Source organism: Rhizobium sp. O111 (assembly GCF_055616315.1).
Map to the genome: position 1 here is coordinate 1,599,764 of NZ_JBSHXL010000001.1, position 18,880 is coordinate 1,618,643.

An 18,880-nucleotide genomic window follows, 5' to 3' on the forward strand; every position below is an offset into this window, starting at 1 on the left:
TGGTGAGTAGGTTTAGTCGCGAAGTTCCCTTCGAGGCAGGCCAGAGCCTACCCAGTTGAAGAACTGGACAGCGCCCATCATGCGCCCGAACGGGAGCGTGCGGGTGAGGTTCTGCCAGTCGGTCTGGGAGTAGTCGTCACCGAACATGGCCGAGGTCACGCCAGCAGCGCCCGCCAGACCGGACGAGATCAGGTCACCTGTCGGGTTTCCGAGGAAGGAGCTGACGGTGGTCTTCAGGCCCGAGCTGCGGGTGTCGAAGAGCGGGGCATCACCGAAGAACTGCCAGCCGATATCAGCGGCCATTGGGATCAAGGCGCTTTCCGAGGAGCGGGCAAAGCCAGCCAAAGCCATCTGGCTCCAGCTCAGCCGCTCCTGCAATGCCTTCTCCTTGTCGGGCCTACCGATCAGGTTCAGGTGTGTCTGACCGGCATAGACCGCAGCGCCAAGGAAGCTCGACGCTAGCACCCCGTTGATCGCGGGCATGTCACGCAGGTTCAGTCCCTGCAGCAGCGCCTTGGTGTGGGCAGCCATCGCGAAGGTGCGGAACTGCATGACCATCTGCCCCACAGGATGAGCCAGCCAGCGGTGCATCTGACCGGGATCGTTCTCAAGGATCATCGTCCGGTTCAGCCGGAACATCGCATCCTCGAACATCGACAGCGTGTTGCCGTCCCACTTCTTGATGCCGAGGCTCTGGAGCTTCGACGGGGACTTCACACCGCCCTTGAAGGTGGCGTGGGTTTTGATCGCATCGAAGATCGCCTCAGCGTCCTTCTTGTCCAGGCCGAGGGCGCGGAGACGCTCAGCATCGATCTTGTCCCCGAACATGGCCATCTTAGTGAATTTCACGGCAGCCGCTCGGGCTGACCACTTCTGGAACACGCGGTTGATCGGAGCCATGCCCGAACCCATCGAGACGAAGCGGTTCATCGCGTGGAGCTTCGGGTTCACCACACCGGCCACTCGCTGCATCCTGCTGTCGGTCCCGCTGGTCACTGGCACGCCCATCTCGTCAGTGTCGAGGTAGTGAGCAGTGCGCTCCCAGTCGGTACCGAAGGCACCCATCGCGTCCAGCTCCTCAGCGAACTCATCGGTCATCTTGCCCGAGCGGGCCATGTCGATGAGGTGGCGGAAGGAAGGGACAGCCTGATAGGTGGTCTTGAGGCCGACCTGCGAGACCTGACGGCCGAACTCGGGGATTTGCGAGAAGCCCACCTGACCCATCAGACGGACAAAGTTGAAGTCCCTCAGCATGCGCAGGAAGGTGGCACCATCGGAGCCTCTGTCGATGCCAGCCAGCGGGGTGCCGGTAATGGCCGAGTAGAGGAAGTCGAGGTTCTTCTCATCGAGCGTGTTGTTCGCCCCTGAGGCCTCACCGACCGACTTGATCTGGTTCTTCAGCTTGGTCCAGTCGTTCCCGTTCCTGATGCCGTCGATCAACACCTGACCGGTGACAGGGTCTTTCACCTGTATCTTGGCCATGGCGAGCTGGCCGCTCATGTTGCGGGCGTAGAGCTGAAATGCGGTGTGCGGGTCTTTGACGTAGAAGTCGGAGATGCTCACGCGCTGCACGCCATCTCGCTTGGACATGACATCCGCAAAGTGGTTCTCGTCCAACATGATACGAGCCTTCATTCGAGCTGGGCCGCTGGCCTCGCCTTCCTTCTTCTCGTTACGGGAGGCCCACGCCTTGACGTTAGCGATCTGGTCATCGTCGAGGTAGTGCTTCAGCTCAGCCCCAAGGTCATCGAGATCGAACCCGAGGTGGCCCGAGCCGAACATCTCCTCACCCGAGCTGAGCTTCTGGAAGCGGTCGAGGACGGCATAGCCCATGCGCTTGGCGATCAGGGGGTCGAGGTCAGGCTGCTTCTTCAGGATCGCCCCAGCGAACAGGTCAGTGAGACCACCGTCCTTGTCCATGCTGTAGCCCACCTTGCGGATGAGCTGCGTGGCCTTGGCGAGGTGACCGTAGCGCGGAAAGTAGTTCTCCACGCCAGCCTCAGTGCGCGTCAGGCCCAGCTCTTGGGCTTCCTTCCAGAAGGACTTCATCTCCGACTGGAATGCACCGGCAGCCTGCTTCACCTCAGCCGGGAACTGAGCGCGGACGCTCGGGCTGGTTTCGCGGATGTAGTCGGTGATCTGCTCCTTGAACTGCAGCTCGGCATCCTTGGCCTTGAAGGCAGTGACCCCGTTGGCCTTGCGGTACTTCTTGAAGGCGTCGTCATAGCCCCGGTACCAGTTGACCTGGGCCACGCGAAGTCGGCGCTGCATGCGCTCGGTCGCGGCGATCTCAGTGACCACACCGCTGCCCTTCGCAGCTCGCACACCATCCTCGCCAAGGTAGCGGGCAACAGCCTGCGCCATCGGGTTCTTGGAGGCCATGAGCTGGCCGACCGAGTCCATGCGCCAGTTCAGGAACTTGCCCTTGGGATCGAGGCGCTTGAAGTCGTCGATCAGGTCGGAGGTATCGGTGCGGGTGAAGTTGTCACCCATGACCGAGGCAGCGCCAGCCGAGCGCCCGCCTGTCGGGAGAGACGCAGCTTGGTCCTGCATTTCCCTGCCGAGCTGGGCGATCTTCTTGGCCTCCTCGGTGAACATCGGGTTGCGCCTGAAGCCACCCATCACACCGCCCATCACGAGGCCCGCGCCGATGCTGTATTTCAGATCGTCGAAGGACACGTTGCGGGTTGGATCAACGGCCACGAGCGGGATATCAGTGGCGAGGTTACCGGCGATGCCTTCAGCAGCTCCGAGGCCCACGAGGCCCACACGACCGAGCCGAGAGGCAACCGCAGCGGGGACGCCGAAGCCGCCCGTGACCGCACCGATGGCTGCCGTAGCGGCGATAGCACCGGGGTCTGTGAGAGCAGCTCCCATCGAGATGATGGTGCCTGCAGTGCCCAGCGAGGCGATCTTCTGATTGTCTTCGAGCTGGGTCAGCAGCCGCGTGCGGATGGCTTCAGCATGCTCATCAGAGACCGCATCAGCGAACTCGTCGAGGTAGGCATCAGGGATGCTGTCACCGTAGGCTCTCAGCTTGTCTTCCGTGAGCTTGAAGTCAGGGTCAGGATCGTGGTGGCCCAACGCACGAAAGGGGGTCAGTACCGACCACTCGTTCTTCACGGCGGTTGCGATAGCTTCCCCATACCCCGGCATGGCAGCCTTACGGTCCTTCTCCTGCTGGACCTCTTCGGCCCGCGTGGTGTTCATCGTGGGGACCACGTCAGAGGCACTGATGCGCCCCTGATCGTGAACCGAGAAGTCACCGGGGTTCTGGGAGTGTTCCATCGATCCCGGCATGACCAGACCGGAGCCACCGGTACCGACCTTCGTATCGCCCAGCTTGGAGGTCCAGAGGTTGGCGAACTCGGAGGCGAGCATGCCAGACTGGCCACCATTCCCCATGACCGCAGCGCGGCCCACGAGGTCCACGGCCATGGCGTCAGGGTTGGCCAAGAGGTTCAGCGCCCCACCGGCACCCTGCTGGTGTGCGAGGTACAGCTCACCGCTTGAGACATCGCGGCCCAGCTTCTTCGTGAGGTAGTTCTTGTTGTCCACCGTGAAGCGCATGAAGGCGTCAGCAGAGGCATAGGCATCGTACTTTGACGCGCCCTTGCCGTACTTGCCCCAAGTGCTGTCGATGAACTGGAACAGACCCCCTGCGGTGGAGGTCTTGTTCTGTGCGTGGGGATTGAAGTCGCTCTCGATCTGGGCAGACTTCAGAGCGTAGTCTGGGTCGATACCGTAGCGAGCTGCGGCATCAGTGATGATGGACCTTACATCGGCCATGGGTTTCCTTACTTGGCCCCGCCGGTCACCTCCTTGATCTTCTGATCACGGTTGCGAGTGCGCAGGTCATTGAGAATGTTGAGGGAGAAGAAGGTGTCGTCGGAGGCTGGCTCAGCAGGCATGCGGTCAGACTTGCGGACCACCATGTAGGCCCCAGTGCCGTTGCCCTGAGAGATCGTCAGGTCGTCCAGGTCGTAGCCCAGATCGCCCTTGTGCTTGTCGACGAAGTCCTTGAGGTACTGATTGACCAGCGGCTCGAAGTCGCCGGGAAGGCGCTTGTCGTTCTTGATGTAGGAACCCGCCACGTTGATGTGGGTCTTCTCGAACGTCTGCTGCGCCTGCGTGATGGCCTCGTCGTTGTCCTTGCCCAGCAGCGCGTACTGCTTGGCCAGACGGACGATCTCAGACCTGACGTAGTTCTGGTTGCCAGCGGTCTGCTTGCCCATGGCCCAATCCACCCAGCCGGAAGAATTGGACACCGCGGATTTCACCGCACTGTCTATGCTGTCGTACTTGAGCTTCATCGCCTCAGGCATCTGGTTGGGGTCTTGGGTCACCATATGAGCGATGCGGAGGGCCGCTTCGGGGGTGCTGGCGTTGCCCACTTCCTCTGCCAAACGGGCGCTCTCGAAGAACTCGAGGCTGTCCTTGTTCAGGTATTTGGAGAGGTACTGCGGGCTGTCCTTGTAGAGGTCTTGGTAGGTGTCGAAGGCATCCTTGGCAGACGGCGGGATTTCACCCGTAGCTGCGTTTAGGTTGACCTGACCGGGGGCACCATTCATGGCTTTGAACCAGACCGGATGCTCCAGACCGGAGCCTACGAACTTTTCCTTCTCCAGACGGCGGGCAAGAGCTGGACGCTTTTCAGGGTCTTTCTCTCGATACGCCGCTTCCTCTGTGGCTTTCGCGATCAGCCGGTTCCCCACTTCTTTCTTCTGGGTATCAGCGGTGATCGTCTTCAACTCGCCCTGCTTATCGACGACAGTTGCGTCTCCGATGGACAGGATCGAGCCAGCCTCGGCTGCCTTCACTCCCTCGCTGTAGAGGTTCTCTTCGTCCTCAGCAGCTCGCTTGGCGTTGCGCTCCTTAGTCTGGTCAGCGTCGATGCGGGCGTACAGCTTGGTGGCCGTGTCCCCGATCTTCGCGTCAGTCATCAGGCTGCCCTTGTAGGGGCCGTCAGAGCGCTGGTGCTGGAGGATCGCCTTGGCCCCGTCATAGTCGCCTGAAGTGGCGGCTTGGTCAGCGAGCTGGAGCATCATCTCCTGCTGCTTCTGGAACGGGATGCGAAGCAGCTCTTGGTTCTTCGTGAACTCCCCGAACATGCCCGCAGCCGCATCAGCCGGGGTCATCCCTTCAGCGCGGTTGTAGGTGAGCTGCGAGGACCACTTCTCGAACAAGCTGCCCTGCCGAGCTTCCTGCTTGTAGGTGGAGACATCATCCACCGACTGCGTGCGCAGCTTCTCGGTGAACGAGGACATTTGCTTCGAGTAGGCTCCCATGAGAACCTTATCGTTCCCGAACTCGGCCAGATCGTCCTTGATGTGGTCACGCACGAAAGCGTCCACGTCACCCGTTTGGCGGTCGAAGTCGGTCTGGTAGGCACCCATGATTGCGAGCGATCGGTCATATGCGAGACGCTCACCGGCCAGCTCACGGCCAGCAAGGCTCGTCAGGCCGGGAACGCTGCCCTCCTTGATGGCCTTGCGGACATCGTCAGGGGACTTTTCGAGGAACGCCTTACGAACCGAGGAGACATCGTCATCCAACCGCTGGGTGCCCTGCAAGTTTAGGAACTCGTTGATCGAGGGCTGAATGCCCGAGAGAGCCTTGGCCAGACCCTCCCAGCTATTCGAGCCAATAGGGGCCTGCTCGGGGCGGGCGTAGGTGTCCACAGGGGAAGCGCTCGGGGATAGCCCTTGCGCCCTGATATTGTCAGCGCCCTGCGTCCTCACACGGCCACGGTTCTGGCCACCACCGGAGCGGCGGCGCTCTTCGTCAATGGGCCTCAGCCCCGGCAATCGTGCCATTACTACCTCCTAGTGATAGATCGGGATTTGCTTTGGTTGTAAGTGTCGAGACCGACCCCTGCGATCTTGAGGCCGGTGTTGAAGAATGATGGAGCTGCCGCTCGCTGGACCGAGTTGATGCGATCTTCAGCGTTGGAGCGGATGCCCTTCATTTCGTTGTTGAGCTGGTTCAGGGTCCACTCAGTGTTCTGATCGGTGCGGTCATTGGCTGCCGCAGCTCGGCCATCGAACTCGGCCAAGAGGGCATCGACGGAGAGACCGGAAACACCCGCCTCGCCTGCAGCCACCGCTGCGGTCGCCTTGGCTGCCTGAGCCTGACGGGTTGTGTCCATCTTCTCAGCCGCGCCCTTCTCCTGCTCCTGCAGCATGCGCTGCTGGGTCTGGAACTGTTGGTCGCGGGCATTCTGGTTCGCCCTGGCGGCGTTCTCTCGGTACTGTCGGTTCTGCTCATCAGCGGCTGACTTCTCAGCCATGTAGCCGACACCCTGCGTCACAGCGCCAACGGCAAGCCCGATCATGGAGATTGGGTCACACATTGATCCTCGCAAATTCATAGAAGGGCAGGTTTCCCGGCCCCGGTGCGTTGACGGTCCTGAGGAACTTGAAGCCGAGCCAACGGAGCCACAGGAGGTGGACCTCGTTACGCTGATCGACGAAGTTGGTTAGGACCGGAAATTCTTGGTGGAAGGTCTCGATCCACTGCTTGGAGCGGCGGAGGAACCTTGTCTTGTTCTGCTTGATATCGTCACTGCCGAGGAGCCAGATGAACCCCACACCCTCATCAGGGGACGGGCAGACGCCAAACATGGCGACCGCATTGTCCTGATCATCGACAATCGAGACGCAGCTCTTGGAAAGCTTGAGGCCTTCCTGAAGGGACTGCTCGGGGCTGGACGCGCCAGCGGCAAGCAGCTCCTGTCGGTCTGCGTCTCGAAGTCGGGGTGCTAGGTACGTCACATCCTCAGGCCGGGACAGACGTGTCTCCAGCATTAGAGCCTCTTGGAACGGATGACGTAGAGAGCCTCCCATTCCGCGCTCAGGAACGAGCAGGGAAGGAAGGTGTCGTTGATGATGTCCACCGTCACCATGTCGTTCTTGGACATGATGGGGAACGCGAAGCGGCCCTTATCGACAGCCACCTGACCGATGACGTTCTTGGCCGAGCCGATCACTCGACCCGAGAAGACGTAGCGGTAGGTGTCCCTGCGGAAGGGCGTGACCTCAACACGGAAGTAGCCCGCATTGTCGTAGGTCAGGGTGGCCTTGCGGAGCTGAATACGCCCCTCGCCCACGGTCATCTGACCACCGCCAACGGCCTCTTCCTTGATGACGAACGTGGAGAACCGATAGCGCATCACGTAGGAGCGACCGACGAAGAACTTCTCCAGCTTCCCTGCCACCACCATGCTGTTGCCAGTGAGGGTGTAGGGGATGATCTGCCCCGGCTTCTTCAGCGGGTCGTTGTTGCGGGAGACGATCACGTAGGCCTCGCTCGCTGGGAGCATATCAGCCTGCATCTGGTACGGGGGCGTGATCGTGGTCTTGTTCGTCACGGCATCGTAGACCACCGTGCAGCCATCTTCCCCCACCTTTCGGTCGAGGTTCAGGCCGAAGTCAAAGCCCTCATCGGCGTAGCCGGGGTTGACCGACATGCTCTCAAGGAACACGCCATCAGCGCGGCGGATGACGAGGTAGAGATTGCTCTCGACGAACTCGACGGACAGGATCGTATCGGTGGCTGGGAATGACCACTTGTACCACGCGGACTGCAGCTTCTCCTGCTCGTTCCAGTAATACTTGTAGATGTAGATCGCGTTCCGCTCGCTCTCGGTGATCATCGCGATGGTGTCCTCGGAGGACGAGGCAGCCATCTTCGAGACATCCTTTGGCACGTAGGCCGGGACGTGAGAGGTCACATCAGACGCATCATTGGTCTTCGTGTCGCCATCGACGTAATACTCACGCAGGCCCGAGAAGTTGCCCCGGTTGAACGTGAAGTAGATGTTGCGGCCAGAACCCACAGGGCGGGCCTTGAGCGAGCATTCGAACTCGGTGGTCTGGTTGATCGCGATGGTCTCAGGCGTGAGCAGCTCCGAAGCCCCAAGCTGGAACTGGGTCTGCTCCGAGAACAACAGCAGCGTCTCGTTGAACGGGATCGCGTGCTGCAGGATGGAGACCTTGATGTGCGAGACAGCGGCATCGATAGGGTCGGTATCGAGTACCTGCGTGGCCGAGCTGCGGAAGAAGTTGAAGAACTCACCGGCACGAGAGAAGACCACGTTCTCGTCAGCGATGAAGCCGAGACGGTTACGATGGAAGAAGATATCGTTCATCTTCTTGCCCACGAAGGACGGCATCGGGGAGCTGTCGAGGTCGCCGGTCTTGCGGTCGATCCACTCGACGGGCTTGAAGGTGAAACCACCGTCAGCATCGCGGGTCAGCGCATGGGCCATGGTGGAGGCCTTGAGGCGGATTGCCTCGCCACCCTTAACGCTCTCCACCCACACGCCTGAAGCGGCACCTGAGGTGGTGTCGAACTTGACGTAGTAGTTGTCGAACGAGGAGGACTGGTCGCCCACGATCTCAACAGCGAAACCATCGAACCCCTTGGCAGGCAGATCGGAGAACCGCTGCACCGTGTCCTTCACGAGCTTCATGGCTTGATCGCCCTGGCTGTCCGTAACAGCGGCTGTGAAGTTGGCACCATCGGCCCGCTTGATCAGGATGCTCGACCCATTACGGCTGAACGAGAAGCCACCGAGGGCAGCGTTCATGTTCGTCACGAGAGTGTTCGCGATCACGTCAGTCTGGATCGAGTTGATGTGTGCGGCGACGGAGCCATCAGGTGTCGTCACGCTCGCAGTCACCCCGTTGAGGGTCATGCTGTAGGTGGTGCCATAAGCACCCTGCTTCACCCAAACGAGAGCCTCAGGGGCACGCACGGGGCTGACAGCAGTGTCCTGCTCAACCGTGATCGTCTTGTTGATGAGGAACGTGTAGTCGGCAATCGTCACCGACTTGAAGGAGGACCGAGGGTCAGCCGCTGTGAGGTAGGCCTTACCGCTCGGGAACTTGACTGCCTTCTCGGCACCGGTCTTCAGATCGTAGACCTTCAGGTCGCCGTTACCCACCATAACCTCGTACTGCTCGGAGCGGTCGCGGTTGATGGTATGCGTGAATAGTTCGCCATCAGGGGCGTTCGTGATCTTCGCTCGGTGGATCGTGCCGGGACGCTTGCGCAGGCCCTCGACGACAGAGCTGTGGGCATTCTCCTGCAGCTCGCACTGGCTCGCTAGACGGAGCGCATAGGGCTGCTGAGAGACGCCATTGATCAGGTTCGGAATGGTTGTTGAGACGAGAGCGCCAGCCATCAGACGAGACCTCCCGGTGGGGTTCGGTCCATCACGCGGCGCACTGACGGGTTGTCCGTGAAGACATTGAGGTCTTGGGTCTCGGCCTCAGCGGACATGAGGTTCGACCATGCACGCAGCTCGTCTCGGGAGTTGAACTGCCAGATGGTCTCAGAGCCGACCATGCGCTCTTGGAACTGACGAGCGGCTCGCATCACGATGTACGAGCGGGCAGCCTCAGGGAGCTGGTCGAATGGAAGGAGAAGGACGATCTCGACGAGGACCGTGCGGCCCACGTTGAAGGTGTGGTTCTTGCGGTCGTAGAGGCGGTTGCCTCGCTGGACCAGATCGAAGGACTGATCGGCCCCCGTGGTGTCCACCTTGAGGGTGTTTGGGGGGAGCTGCAGTTCACCTTCAGGGAAGCTTGCAGCGATTGGATAGTCGATCTCAGTGTTCCAGTGCCAGCCTACGAGCTGAACGTCTCGGCTGGACTGAGTGAGGATTTGGCGGGCAACCACCGCGTCAACGACACCGGTATCCTCAGCCGTATTGACTGGGCTTTCACCGATGACGGACAGCATGAGGTTGATCGCCTCAAGCTCCGTAGTGGGAGTGAGGATGACGACAGACATGGGGCCTCTGGGGGAAGGATGAAAAAAAAGGGGAGCCTCCCGAAGGAAACTCCCCTGTATTCACTGGTGGATATATTAGGTCGCAGAGTTGCGGATTTCGACAGCGGCCTGCGGGCGCAGGATGCCGTGACCGACCGCGTACTTAGCGACCATCAGGTGACCCTGACGGCGGATGTCGTAGGCCGACTCCATGCCCATATCGAGCAGCTTCACGGTACCAACGGCAGACTTGTGCATGACAAGTGCCGAGGTCTTCGAGAAGTCGCCACGGTACTTCAGGCCGGAACCAGCTTCGACGCCAGTGGCAGCCGAGAGGTCCGTCTTGGGCAGGTGGTTGGTCTTGACGATCTGGATACCCGCGACCTTGAGGATGTTACCCTCAGCGTAGGAACCCATGCCGCCCCAATCCTTGTTCAGGTTGTTGGTTGCCTTAACGAGGTTGTAGTACTGGGCCGGACGAACGAAGGCGACACGCTCCTCTTCAGGGATGTCCTTCTCGTCCATCTTCTGGGCCGCGATGAACAAGGCAGCAGCGAGGTGATCGCCGTTGGTATCGAAGTTCGGCGTGGCCGGCAGACCGGCTTCACCCGTCAGGATGACCGAACCGCCTGCTTCACCTTCGACTACGTTCGTGGCGCGAGCTGCGAGGACGCCGACCTGGAGCAGGTGCTTGTCCATCGTGCGGGCGAGGAAGCGGCCCATCTCGGTCGAGTAGATCGAGCGTAGGTCGTAGTGCGTCTTGGCCTCGTCGATGTTGGCGATGAAGCCGTGCGAGATCAGCAGGTCGTCGATGGTGATGACCGTCTCAGCAGCCTTCAGGTTCAGGCCCGTGATTTCAGTACCGGGAACGTGGTACTCACCGCCGACCTTGCCGGTTGCCGGGAATTGAGCCGACTTGCCGGAATCGATAGTGCGCGTCTGCGTATGTTCGAGAGCGACGTTGGTTTCCTCGAATGCCGTCAGGACTTCTCCTGCGAACTTCATGAGGAACAGTGCGTCCACATCACCAGAGCCGTTGATCTGACCGATGCGGGTTACGTTGGCGTTTGCCATATTGAGTATTTCCTGTGGCGAGAGAAGTTGATCAGGCTTCCGAGACCACTCACTCCACGCACGCAGTTCTCCCGACGCATCAGGGCTACGTTTGCTAAGTGATTGTTTGGGAAGGCCATTTGACAGCCGCGTATGAGGCACGCAGCACTGTCGAACTTCGTCACAGGGTTAGAGAGGCCCCCCTGGGTGCGCTTCTTCGAGAGGCGTGGGGGGCACATTAGTTAGTACAGTCCCGGTTTGAGCGGGGCGTCTGGGAAGTCCCTCCGTTTGACGGAGAGGACCGAGGCAAGGCTTTCGAGGATAGCGAGAACCTTGTTTGCGAAGGCGTCATCCTTCGGGGTTGGCGTCAGCTTGGTGATCGCAACGAGGGCAGCCTGCAGCGCGAACAGCACTGCAAAGATGTCGTCGAGGTGCGCCCAGACCAACGCCAGTAAGGCGGTAACTGCGGTCATGTGAGTTCCTTAGAACAGGGACGATTTGGCCAGCTTGCGCTCGACATCAGCGCGGTACGCTGAGTCCTTCTTGTAGCGGGGGTCGCGCATAGCTGCGGTGAGTTCTGCGGTCGAACGGAACACCTCGACAGAGTTGCCTCCGGTCTCACCATTGAGGAGCTGCGGCTCTTCGCCATTGGCTGCCTCGTAGCGAGCCTTCAGGCCCTGCACAGCCATCTTGGCTGCTGTGAGGTTGGCACCTTCGACCTGATCGTTGTAGGCGGTCAGCTCAGCGTCCGTGAGGTTCGTTGCGGCCCAGGTCGAGATGTCCTCGTAGGACTTCTCACCACCGACCGAGAGGAGAACCTCAGCGCGGAACAGATCGGCCTTAGCCTGCTGACCTTCGATGTAGGCATCCACGATCTCACGACCGAGGCCCTTCTCGGCCAGCGCGGTGTAGCTTTCTTCGGACAGCTCACCCTTCTCGGAGAACTCCGTGCCGAATGCGTCGAAGTCCAGACCGGCTGCGGTCACGGCTTCACGAGCAGCGTCCGCTTCACCGGCCTTCGGAGCTGGCGTCTCTGTGGACTGCTTGCGCTCCAGCTCGGCATACGAGGCTGCGAAGTCTTCCGGCGTTGCGAACTTCTCGGGAAGCCAGCTCGGGCGCTCAGGAGTTTCCTGCTCTTCCGGCTTCGTGCCAGTCTGCTGCTGGAACTTCTCGACCATCAGGGCATCATGTTCTTCCGAGCCGGGAGTTACGAGCTGGGTCTGCTCGTTCAGTTCATCTTCTTCCATGGTACCTGCTTATTTGGATGGTGCGTTCTTGCGGCGGGCGATGCCGAGGGAAATTGCCGAACCCTTCTTGGCGAACCACTGCTGATCTTCCGGCTGCGGTCCCTGCTTGGGAGCCGGTGCAGGGGCAGGCTTCGGCGTGGGGGTGACCGGAGCGTTGGCTTGGCGAGCTACGGCCTGACCGATTGCAGACTTGGCGCTGGCGATACCAACAGCCGCTGCGGGGCGAGGATAGTCCTGCTGGGGCTTCGGCTTGTTCGGTCCCTGCTGCTCGGCGGCTGGGCGTGGGGTCGGTGTGGGGACAGAGGCAGCCTTCTTGGTAGAAGCCATCTCGTCCTTGGTCTTGGTGTGGTAGGACTTACCTCCGAACTTGAAGGTCGTCTTACCGGACTTACGGGCAGCCTTGAAGGCGTCTCCGAAACTGGTCATTGGTGGTCCTTAGTAGTCGAGGGAGACGATGCCACCTTCATACTCAGTCCGCTTCGGTTCACCCTTGCGGGCTTCCTCAGGGGCGACCTTCTCGGCCTGCTCGGACTGAGGTTCGTCACTGGGCTTGGGCTTGCGCGCCATCTTGCACCTCTGGTTTGAGTTGATCTCTGAGGATGTCCATCCCCTTCGGGCCGAGCTTCTCAAGGAGTTGCTGCATCATCAGCGTCTGCTGGTCCTGCTGGAGCTGCTCAGGCGATTTGACGAGGCCGTCCATGTCGATGCCGAGGGCGGTGCCTACACGCATCATGAAGTCACCCTTGTTGATTTCGGGTGGCAGAGCTGCAGCCTGGGCGGCTGTGCTCGCGAAGACATTGAGCTTGTTCAGGTCATGGCCGCGACCGAGGGCCTCAAGGCCAGTCGTGATCGTCGGCTTCACCACGCCCTTGGGCAGCGGCGGAATCTTCTTCTGGCGCTCCATGCGGAACATGAGGACGCGGACGAGCGGAAGCTGGAACTCCTGCGACAGGATCGAGTAGACACCACCGAGGGCATCCTCAAGCTCACCGGCCATGTACCGGATTTCCTCAGCGGTCACACGCTCCCCTCCCCGCTGGATGGCGGTGTTCAGGAGGAAGGCGAAGGACAGGCGCTGCTGGATATCCTTGATGGTCTCCGAGGCGATCCTGAAGTCGGCATACTTCTCAAGCTGCAGGACACTCACGTCTTCAGCGTTACCGGCTCGCACGGCACCCGAGGGCGCTTTGGCGATGTCAGTCATTCGGGTCGTGCCATTGGGGTTCACGAGGAACAGCACCTTGGCAGCGGCGGCAGAGCCTTCAACGATGGCTTGCGTGAGTGTTTCGAGGGACAGGAGGTCACCGAAGTATTCTTCGACGTAGCCTCGACCGTAATCCTCGCAGTCGATCTTGGTGAACCGAAGGGGTATCCACGGGCACTTATCGAGCGGGTATGAGCCACGAGACGCTGGCACGGTCATGCCCTTGATCTCTTGGCGGATGGTCCACTTATCGCGTTGACGGACGATGTGAGTGTAAAGCTCGACAGTCTTGTCGTTGGACTTCGACTTGGCTTTAACGTGGGACTGCATGGCTTCAGGAACCATGTCAGGGGAGATGTCTTCTCGGGTAATGATCTCGATCACGTTACCCATCGGGTCACGCTTGACCACATAACGGTCGAGACGGAAAACCCGCATGCCTCCCTCAAGGGGAAGATAGATGAGGACGTTACCAGCAACGAGGAGCTGCTTCAGCGCTTCGAACGCGGAGACACGGATTGCCGTGGTCTCGATCTCTGTCATCAGAGCGCGTTCGATCTTGTTCAGGCCCTTCTCGACCTCTGCCCGCATGCCCTTTCGCTTCATCAGATTTTCGAGCGTGAAGTCGTCGATCATCAGGCGGAAGAACGGGGAGTTCGGAGGGAGAAGGGCCAGCAGGAGCTTGGAGGCCAGGTTGTTCACACCTCGTGCGCCGATGCCCTGAAACGGGGTCGGGAGAGACGAGGACTCTGAATGGCCAGCGGGAGGAAGGAGCGAGGGGATTGTCAGCTTGGCCGATGCACGCGCTCTTTCGAGGACGGCAGACCTAGCTTGACTGAGCTGCTGATAACGACCGGAAGCAGTTTGCCCGGTCATTCTGGTACCTTATGCCTGTGGGACGTTGATCCCGGTTGCTCCGCCACCAACACCCGCGTCGAGGGGAATGCGGAGACTAGACCGGCCCTTGCGCTTGGCCTTGATGGCTGCGGCTTCTGGGGACAGTTCGTCAGGAGACTGCGGAGCTGATTGATTGACGGTAGCTGCAGGTTGGGCGGGCGGCGCTGCTTGAGCGATCGGCTCGACCTTCTGCTGCTTGACTTTCGGTGGGCACATTAAGTGAGAACCTTTTGGTTGATCACCGTCTCATTCTGACGACGATACTGTTCGAGGATGAACCTCACGACAGCTCTCTCACCGCCCATCCATCTGATCTCATCCAAGGAGGATTTTAATGAGGGCGTCCTCTCAGGGAACCTTTTATCGAGAGCCTCTGCGAGGTCTTTAGGGACATGGGGGAAATGATCTTGATCTTTGGCCATCTCGGTTATTCTAAAGTGCGTGGTAATTATCCGGCCCTTGGGGAGAGCTGATCACCCCAAGGATTTGATAGCTTCGACCACCTCGTCTCGACGTTTGAAATCTAGGCTGATGGTCGCAGTTCTGGTCTGCAGCACGAGCTGGTCCCCCTTGCGGGAGACCTTCAAGTTGCTCGGTAGGTTTTCGTTTGTGTGGTCTTGCAGATTGGTCACTGGGCCTTCGGGGCTTCCACGGCTGGAGCCACTGGGCACGGCTTCTCGGCAGTCGGAACACAGGCTGGGGCAACTACGGTAGGGGCCGCTGGAGCCGGTGCCTGTTCTACAGGCTTGTCGTCGCCAAAGAGCCACTGCGCGATGCCATAGCCTGCGATGGAGCCGAACATGCTGCTCATGAAGCCGCCGCCACCGGAGCGGTTAACGGTCGTCGAGGAGTAGGAGTTGTAAGTCGTGGACGGTCGGCTGTAGCTCGACGATGGTCGCGAGTACGATGTCGAAGGGCGGCTATAGCTGTAGCTCGGGCGCGAATAGGATCGCGAGAACGACGAGCTGCGGAAGCTGCTGCCACCACGGAAGCCGCCGAAGGAGGCAGCCTCAGCGAGCGAGACGCCAACGAGCATCACCGAGAGGCACGCGACTGCGAGGAGCTGGAAGCCAGTAAGGAACTTCTTGATCATTTAATTCACCTGTGGATTTAAATAGTTAAGCGGAAGCCTTCTCGACCCGAGCAAGCTCACGGGTGGCGAAGAAGATGATCTTGCGGAGGTCATAGGCGGCATCGGTCCCGCTCTTCTCGCCCAGCCGGTAGCAGGCCTTGAAGATGTTGCCGAGACCAAACGTCATTCGCTTGTGGTCGATCAGATCGAGGAGATCGGTCGAGTTCGCTGGGAGCTGGTAGTAGTCCGTCGAGGAGCCGTCAGACACGACCTTCGGCTGCTCTGCTGCTGGTGCCAGCTCGTAGTCCTTGGGATTGCGACTGCGAACGTCGTTGTCATCATCGCGGAACTGGATGTAGCCGCTCCCATCAATCCCAATGATCAGGTAGCGACCGCCGATGCGGATGTCTTCGCCGTGTTCCTTTGAGATGACGACATCCCCTACTTTCAGTTTGGTGTCCACAGAATGGGTTCCTTCTTCTTGAAGTCATAGTCAGACGCGCGGAGGATGCGGGCCACTTGTGCCTGCACCAGCGCATCGGTTTCGGTGAGCTTGGCTTTCTCGTAGGTGGCCACCACAGCGTCCCAATCGGCCACGCCGTTGAGGATCGCCTCAGCCTTCTTCGGGCCGATGCCAGGGCAGCCTGAGTAGCCGTCCGTGGTGTCACCGGTCAGTGTCTGGTAGAGGTGCCAGTAGTCGGCCTCAGCCTCGCTGATCTCTTCGATCTCGAAGCTGCCGTTGAGGGGGCGGCAGAAGAGACCGGGGATCGTCTTCATGTCCTTGTCGATGGAAACGATGACGCGCTCGTTCGGGGACTTCACGGTGGCAAGGATGCCCATGCAGTCGTCACCTTCGAGGCCGGGGCGGAAGTAAGCACCAAGCTCGTCGATCATCCACTGCTTGACCTGCTTGAGGACAAGCGGCTTCTTCACGTTGACGCGGTTACCCTTGTAGGTACCCAGAACGGACTTGCGGAAGTTGCCCTCGCTGTCGGTCAGGCAGAGCTTGCAGTCGTCACCGTCGAGGTTGTCCATGATGCTTTCGATCATGTCGGTGACCTTGGTCTTCACCGCGTTCTCATCGACGTGCCAAGTCCAGTAGCCGTCACCCCAGTGGGTGGCGACCTCGCAGGACGAAGCTGCCTCGTAGGCAACCACGTCTGCGTCAATCAGGAGGGTTCTAGTCATGAAGGATGACGCCCTCCTCCGCTTCTGCGGCAGTCCAGTTCACGCCATCGCAGTAGCGATACTCGTCGGGATAGAGTTCCCGGTAGGCATCATCAACAACGTGGCGAGGCGGCTGCTCATCCCAGATAATCGGGGTGATGTTGTCGCCGCTTTCGGTAGAACCGAAGGTGACCCAGCGTTTCATTTTGTTCTCCTTAGAGGCACCAGCTAGTGATGCGCATGACGATGAGGGTGGCGAGCAGCGCGATGATCGCGACAGAGACCGCTGCGGATTGGCGCTCAGTCATGGTTCAATCCTGTGAGGGCGTAGTAGTGGGAGAGACCGAGGGGCGTGATCATCCACTTGCGGGAGTAGAGACCGGTGGCCACGCGGGTCGTGATGAAGCCGTCACTGGCCGCCATGGCGATCAGATCAGCGTTCTCACGGGCAAAGTTCGATTTGGTTTTGAAGGGGGCCTCATGGGCCTGTTTGAGGATTTCGATCATGGCTCAATGGGTTTCCTTCCAGTTGGTGCCGATCTTGAACTCACCGTCGATTGGGCAACCGAAGGCGAAGTAGGTGCCCGCATCGCGCATCCCCTGGACGACGATCTTGCCAATCTCCTCAGCCAGCTCGGGGCGGCATTCGGTCTGGATTTCGTCGTGGATGTGCGCCACGAAGGCGTAGTCTTTGCCGAACACATATCCACGGGTGGATAGTTCCTGATACGCCAAGATCATTGCGACCTTCGAGATCAGCGCCCCGGCAGACTGGAGGAGCGTGTTCAGTGCTGAGTGAGACGACCGAACGTTCAGCTTGCGTCCGTCGAGGCCGGTGAGAACTCCACCCGCGCCTGCCTTGAACCACCACTGCTTGGCGCTGTCCTGACGCCACATCCCCTCGTATGAAGGGTTGACCATCAGCGGGCGAGCCTTCGGGATGAACCCGAGAACCTTCAGCTCGACGACTTCACGAAGGCGGCGCAGTGCCGGGGTCTTCGCAAGGAACTGTCGCTTAAGCTTCTTGCCGATGCGCTTCTGCTCCTCAGGGGATGCATCAGGCGCAACGATGCTGCCGATCTTCTGATCGCCTGCCCCATAGAGGAAGGCGTAGATGAACGTCTTGGCGTTGTCTCGGGTCGGCAATCCAGCAGCATTCTGGTTTACCGTGTGGATGTCACCGTCGAGGACGATGCGTCCGTATTCACCGCCGTCGAAGAGGGCCATGAAATGGGCGAGGCACCGTAGCTCCAAGCCAGACAAATCCGCACCAACCAAAATCCAGCGGGCGGTTGTGGTGAATAGAGCGCGGCATTCAGCACCGTAAGGGCTTCCCACTTTCGGCACCTGAGCCACGTTCGGGCGGCTGTGAGTGCAGCGACCAGTGACCGCCCCGTTCGTATTGACGGAGCCATGGATGCGTCCTTTCTTGATGGACTTGAGCCACGCCTGATCACCCTCGGCCAACTGACCGATGCGTTTCTCGACGAGGAAGTGTTCGGCCAGCACCTTCGACTGAGCGTAGGGCAATGCCTGGAGGATCGTTTCGTCGATCTTAGGCTGGCCAGATGGAGTGAACTCCTGAGGCACCCACCCCATGGCCTGTAATCGATCTGCGATCATCTGCCGGGAGGATGGGTTAAACTCGACCATCCACTTCTTCGTGAACGGCTCGCCCTTAACGTAGCCTCGGGACTTGTTGTTCACCTTGGGGATGAACACCTCGGTCTTCTCTACCGGAGGAAACGCGACCTGCAGCTCAATGGCAATGTCCAGCCGCCGCTTGACGAGCTGGTTGTAGAGCTTGACGGCCTCACCCTCGTCGAAGGCGAAGCCATGGCGCTCCTGCATGGCGATGATCTTGGCGAACTCGTGTTCGATCCAGAGGGACTTCTCAGTCGGCTCTTTCTTTTGGATGCGGGCGTACAACTCCGCAGTGACTTCAACGTCCTGCTCGCAGTAGGTCTGCATTTCAGGGTTCCAATGAAGCCAGTCGGTTGTCTCACCGAACTCACCCTTCAGAACACCGAGGCGGTAGCCCCATGCCTTCAGGGAGTGGGAACCCACCAGCTTGCCGGGATAGCCTTTACGTACCTGCTTCAGATCGTGGTCGGAGATGTCGGACCAGATCAAGCGGGAGCAGATCAAGGTGTCGGTGATCTTGCCTTTCGGCTGGAACCACGGGAACACCTTCTGCAATGCCGGGATGTCGAACTTGATGATGTTGTGACCGATGATCTCATCGGCGTGCATCAAGGCATGTAACGCCTCCTCGACGGTCCAGTCGGTGATGATCGTAGGATCAACCGAGCCGTAGTCGTTCGGGGTGGCGGAGATCGTGAAACCACTGTCGAGGTCTCGCTGGACCAATGAGTGGACCCTTGTGAGGGTGTCCAGTAGCCCATCGGTCTCGCAGTCAAAGATGTAACGAGCCATAGTCGTCCTCTCGCTGGAGTGACATAT

Annotated in this window: 17 protein-coding genes; all 17 read right to left on the reverse strand. The window is 59.9% G+C overall.

Translation table 11 applies throughout. The features are described 5' to 3' along the window. Positions 1 to 12: 12 nt before the first annotated feature. Complete coding sequence (locus ACVTFQ_RS08185) at positions 13 to 3,789, reverse strand: transglycosylase SLT domain-containing protein (protein ID WP_470423768.1); 3,777 nt, start codon at positions 3,787 to 3,789, stop codon at positions 13 to 15. Between the two features lie 8 nt (positions 3,790 to 3,797). Continuing rightward, positions 3,798 to 5,816 (reverse strand): hypothetical protein, encoded by a 2,019-nt coding sequence (locus ACVTFQ_RS08190; RefSeq protein WP_470423769.1) that lies wholly within the window; start codon positions 5,814 to 5,816, stop codon positions 3,798 to 3,800. 2 nt (positions 5,817 to 5,818) lie between these two features. Further along, positions 5,819 to 6,352, reverse strand: coding sequence for a virion core protein, T7 gp14 family (locus ACVTFQ_RS08195; protein ID WP_470423770.1), 534 nt, complete (start codon positions 6,350 to 6,352; stop codon positions 5,819 to 5,821). Continuing rightward, entirely contained in the window at positions 6,345 to 6,806 is a 462-nt protein-coding gene (locus ACVTFQ_RS08200; protein WP_470423771.1) for a hypothetical protein, read from the reverse strand. The genes ACVTFQ_RS08195 and ACVTFQ_RS08200 overlap by 8 nt, the downstream gene beginning before the upstream one ends. Next, positions 6,806 to 9,187 (reverse strand): phage nozzle protein, encoded by a 2,382-nt coding sequence (locus ACVTFQ_RS08205; protein WP_470423772.1) that lies wholly within the window; start codon positions 9,185 to 9,187, stop codon positions 6,806 to 6,808. Before ACVTFQ_RS08205 ends, ACVTFQ_RS08200 begins: the two co-directional genes overlap by 1 nt. After that, on the reverse strand, positions 9,187 to 9,798 hold the full coding sequence (locus ACVTFQ_RS08210; protein WP_470423773.1) for a hypothetical protein: 612 nt from the start codon (positions 9,796 to 9,798) through the stop codon (positions 9,187 to 9,189). Before ACVTFQ_RS08210 ends, ACVTFQ_RS08205 begins: the two co-directional genes overlap by 1 nt. A gap of 75 nt (positions 9,799 to 9,873) precedes the next feature. After that, positions 9,874 to 10,851 carry a phage capsid protein gene (locus tag ACVTFQ_RS08215; protein ID WP_470423774.1) on the reverse strand — a complete coding sequence of 326 codons (978 nt, stop codon included), beginning with the start codon at positions 10,849 to 10,851 and terminating at the stop codon, positions 9,874 to 9,876. Positions 10,852 to 11,072: 221 nt separating this feature from the next. Then, positions 11,073 to 11,303 (reverse strand): hypothetical protein, encoded by a 231-nt coding sequence (locus ACVTFQ_RS08220; RefSeq protein WP_470423775.1) that lies wholly within the window; start codon positions 11,301 to 11,303, stop codon positions 11,073 to 11,075. 9 nt (positions 11,304 to 11,312) lie between these two features. After that, positions 11,313 to 12,077 (reverse strand): capsid assembly protein, encoded by a 765-nt coding sequence (locus ACVTFQ_RS08225; protein ID WP_470423776.1) that lies wholly within the window; start codon positions 12,075 to 12,077, stop codon positions 11,313 to 11,315. Positions 12,078 to 12,086: 9 nt separating this feature from the next. Then, positions 12,087 to 12,503: a hypothetical protein gene (locus ACVTFQ_RS08230; protein ID WP_470423777.1), complete on the reverse strand. Its 417-nt coding sequence runs from the start codon at positions 12,501 to 12,503 to the stop codon at positions 12,087 to 12,089. 115 nt (positions 12,504 to 12,618) lie between these two features. Next, positions 12,619 to 14,157 (reverse strand): portal protein, encoded by a 1,539-nt coding sequence (locus ACVTFQ_RS08235; RefSeq protein WP_470423778.1) that lies wholly within the window; start codon positions 14,155 to 14,157, stop codon positions 12,619 to 12,621. A 649-nt stretch (positions 14,158 to 14,806) separates the two neighbouring features. Further along, positions 14,807 to 15,271, reverse strand: coding sequence for a hypothetical protein (locus ACVTFQ_RS08240; RefSeq protein WP_470423779.1), 465 nt, complete (start codon positions 15,269 to 15,271; stop codon positions 14,807 to 14,809). 25 nt (positions 15,272 to 15,296) lie between these two features. Further along, on the reverse strand, positions 15,297 to 15,713 hold the full coding sequence (locus tag ACVTFQ_RS08245) for a hypothetical protein (protein ID WP_470423780.1): 417 nt from the start codon (positions 15,711 to 15,713) through the stop codon (positions 15,297 to 15,299). Beyond that, a complete protein-coding gene (locus ACVTFQ_RS08250; protein ID WP_470423781.1) occupies positions 15,698 to 16,438 on the reverse strand; it encodes a hypothetical protein in 741 nt (246 codons plus the stop codon). The genes ACVTFQ_RS08245 and ACVTFQ_RS08250 overlap by 16 nt, the downstream gene beginning before the upstream one ends. Continuing rightward, positions 16,431 to 16,622 carry a hypothetical protein gene (locus tag ACVTFQ_RS08255; protein ID WP_470423782.1) on the reverse strand — a complete coding sequence of 64 codons (192 nt, stop codon included), beginning with the start codon at positions 16,620 to 16,622 and terminating at the stop codon, positions 16,431 to 16,433. Before ACVTFQ_RS08255 ends, ACVTFQ_RS08250 begins: the two co-directional genes overlap by 8 nt. 95 nt (positions 16,623 to 16,717) lie before the next feature. Beyond that, a complete protein-coding gene (locus tag ACVTFQ_RS08260; RefSeq protein WP_470423783.1) occupies positions 16,718 to 16,924 on the reverse strand; it encodes a hypothetical protein in 207 nt (68 codons plus the stop codon). A gap of 3 nt (positions 16,925 to 16,927) precedes the next feature. After that, positions 16,928 to 18,853: a DNA polymerase gene (locus tag ACVTFQ_RS08265; protein WP_470423784.1), complete on the reverse strand. Its 1,926-nt coding sequence runs from the start codon at positions 18,851 to 18,853 to the stop codon at positions 16,928 to 16,930. Between the last annotated feature and the right edge of the window lie 27 nt (positions 18,854 to 18,880).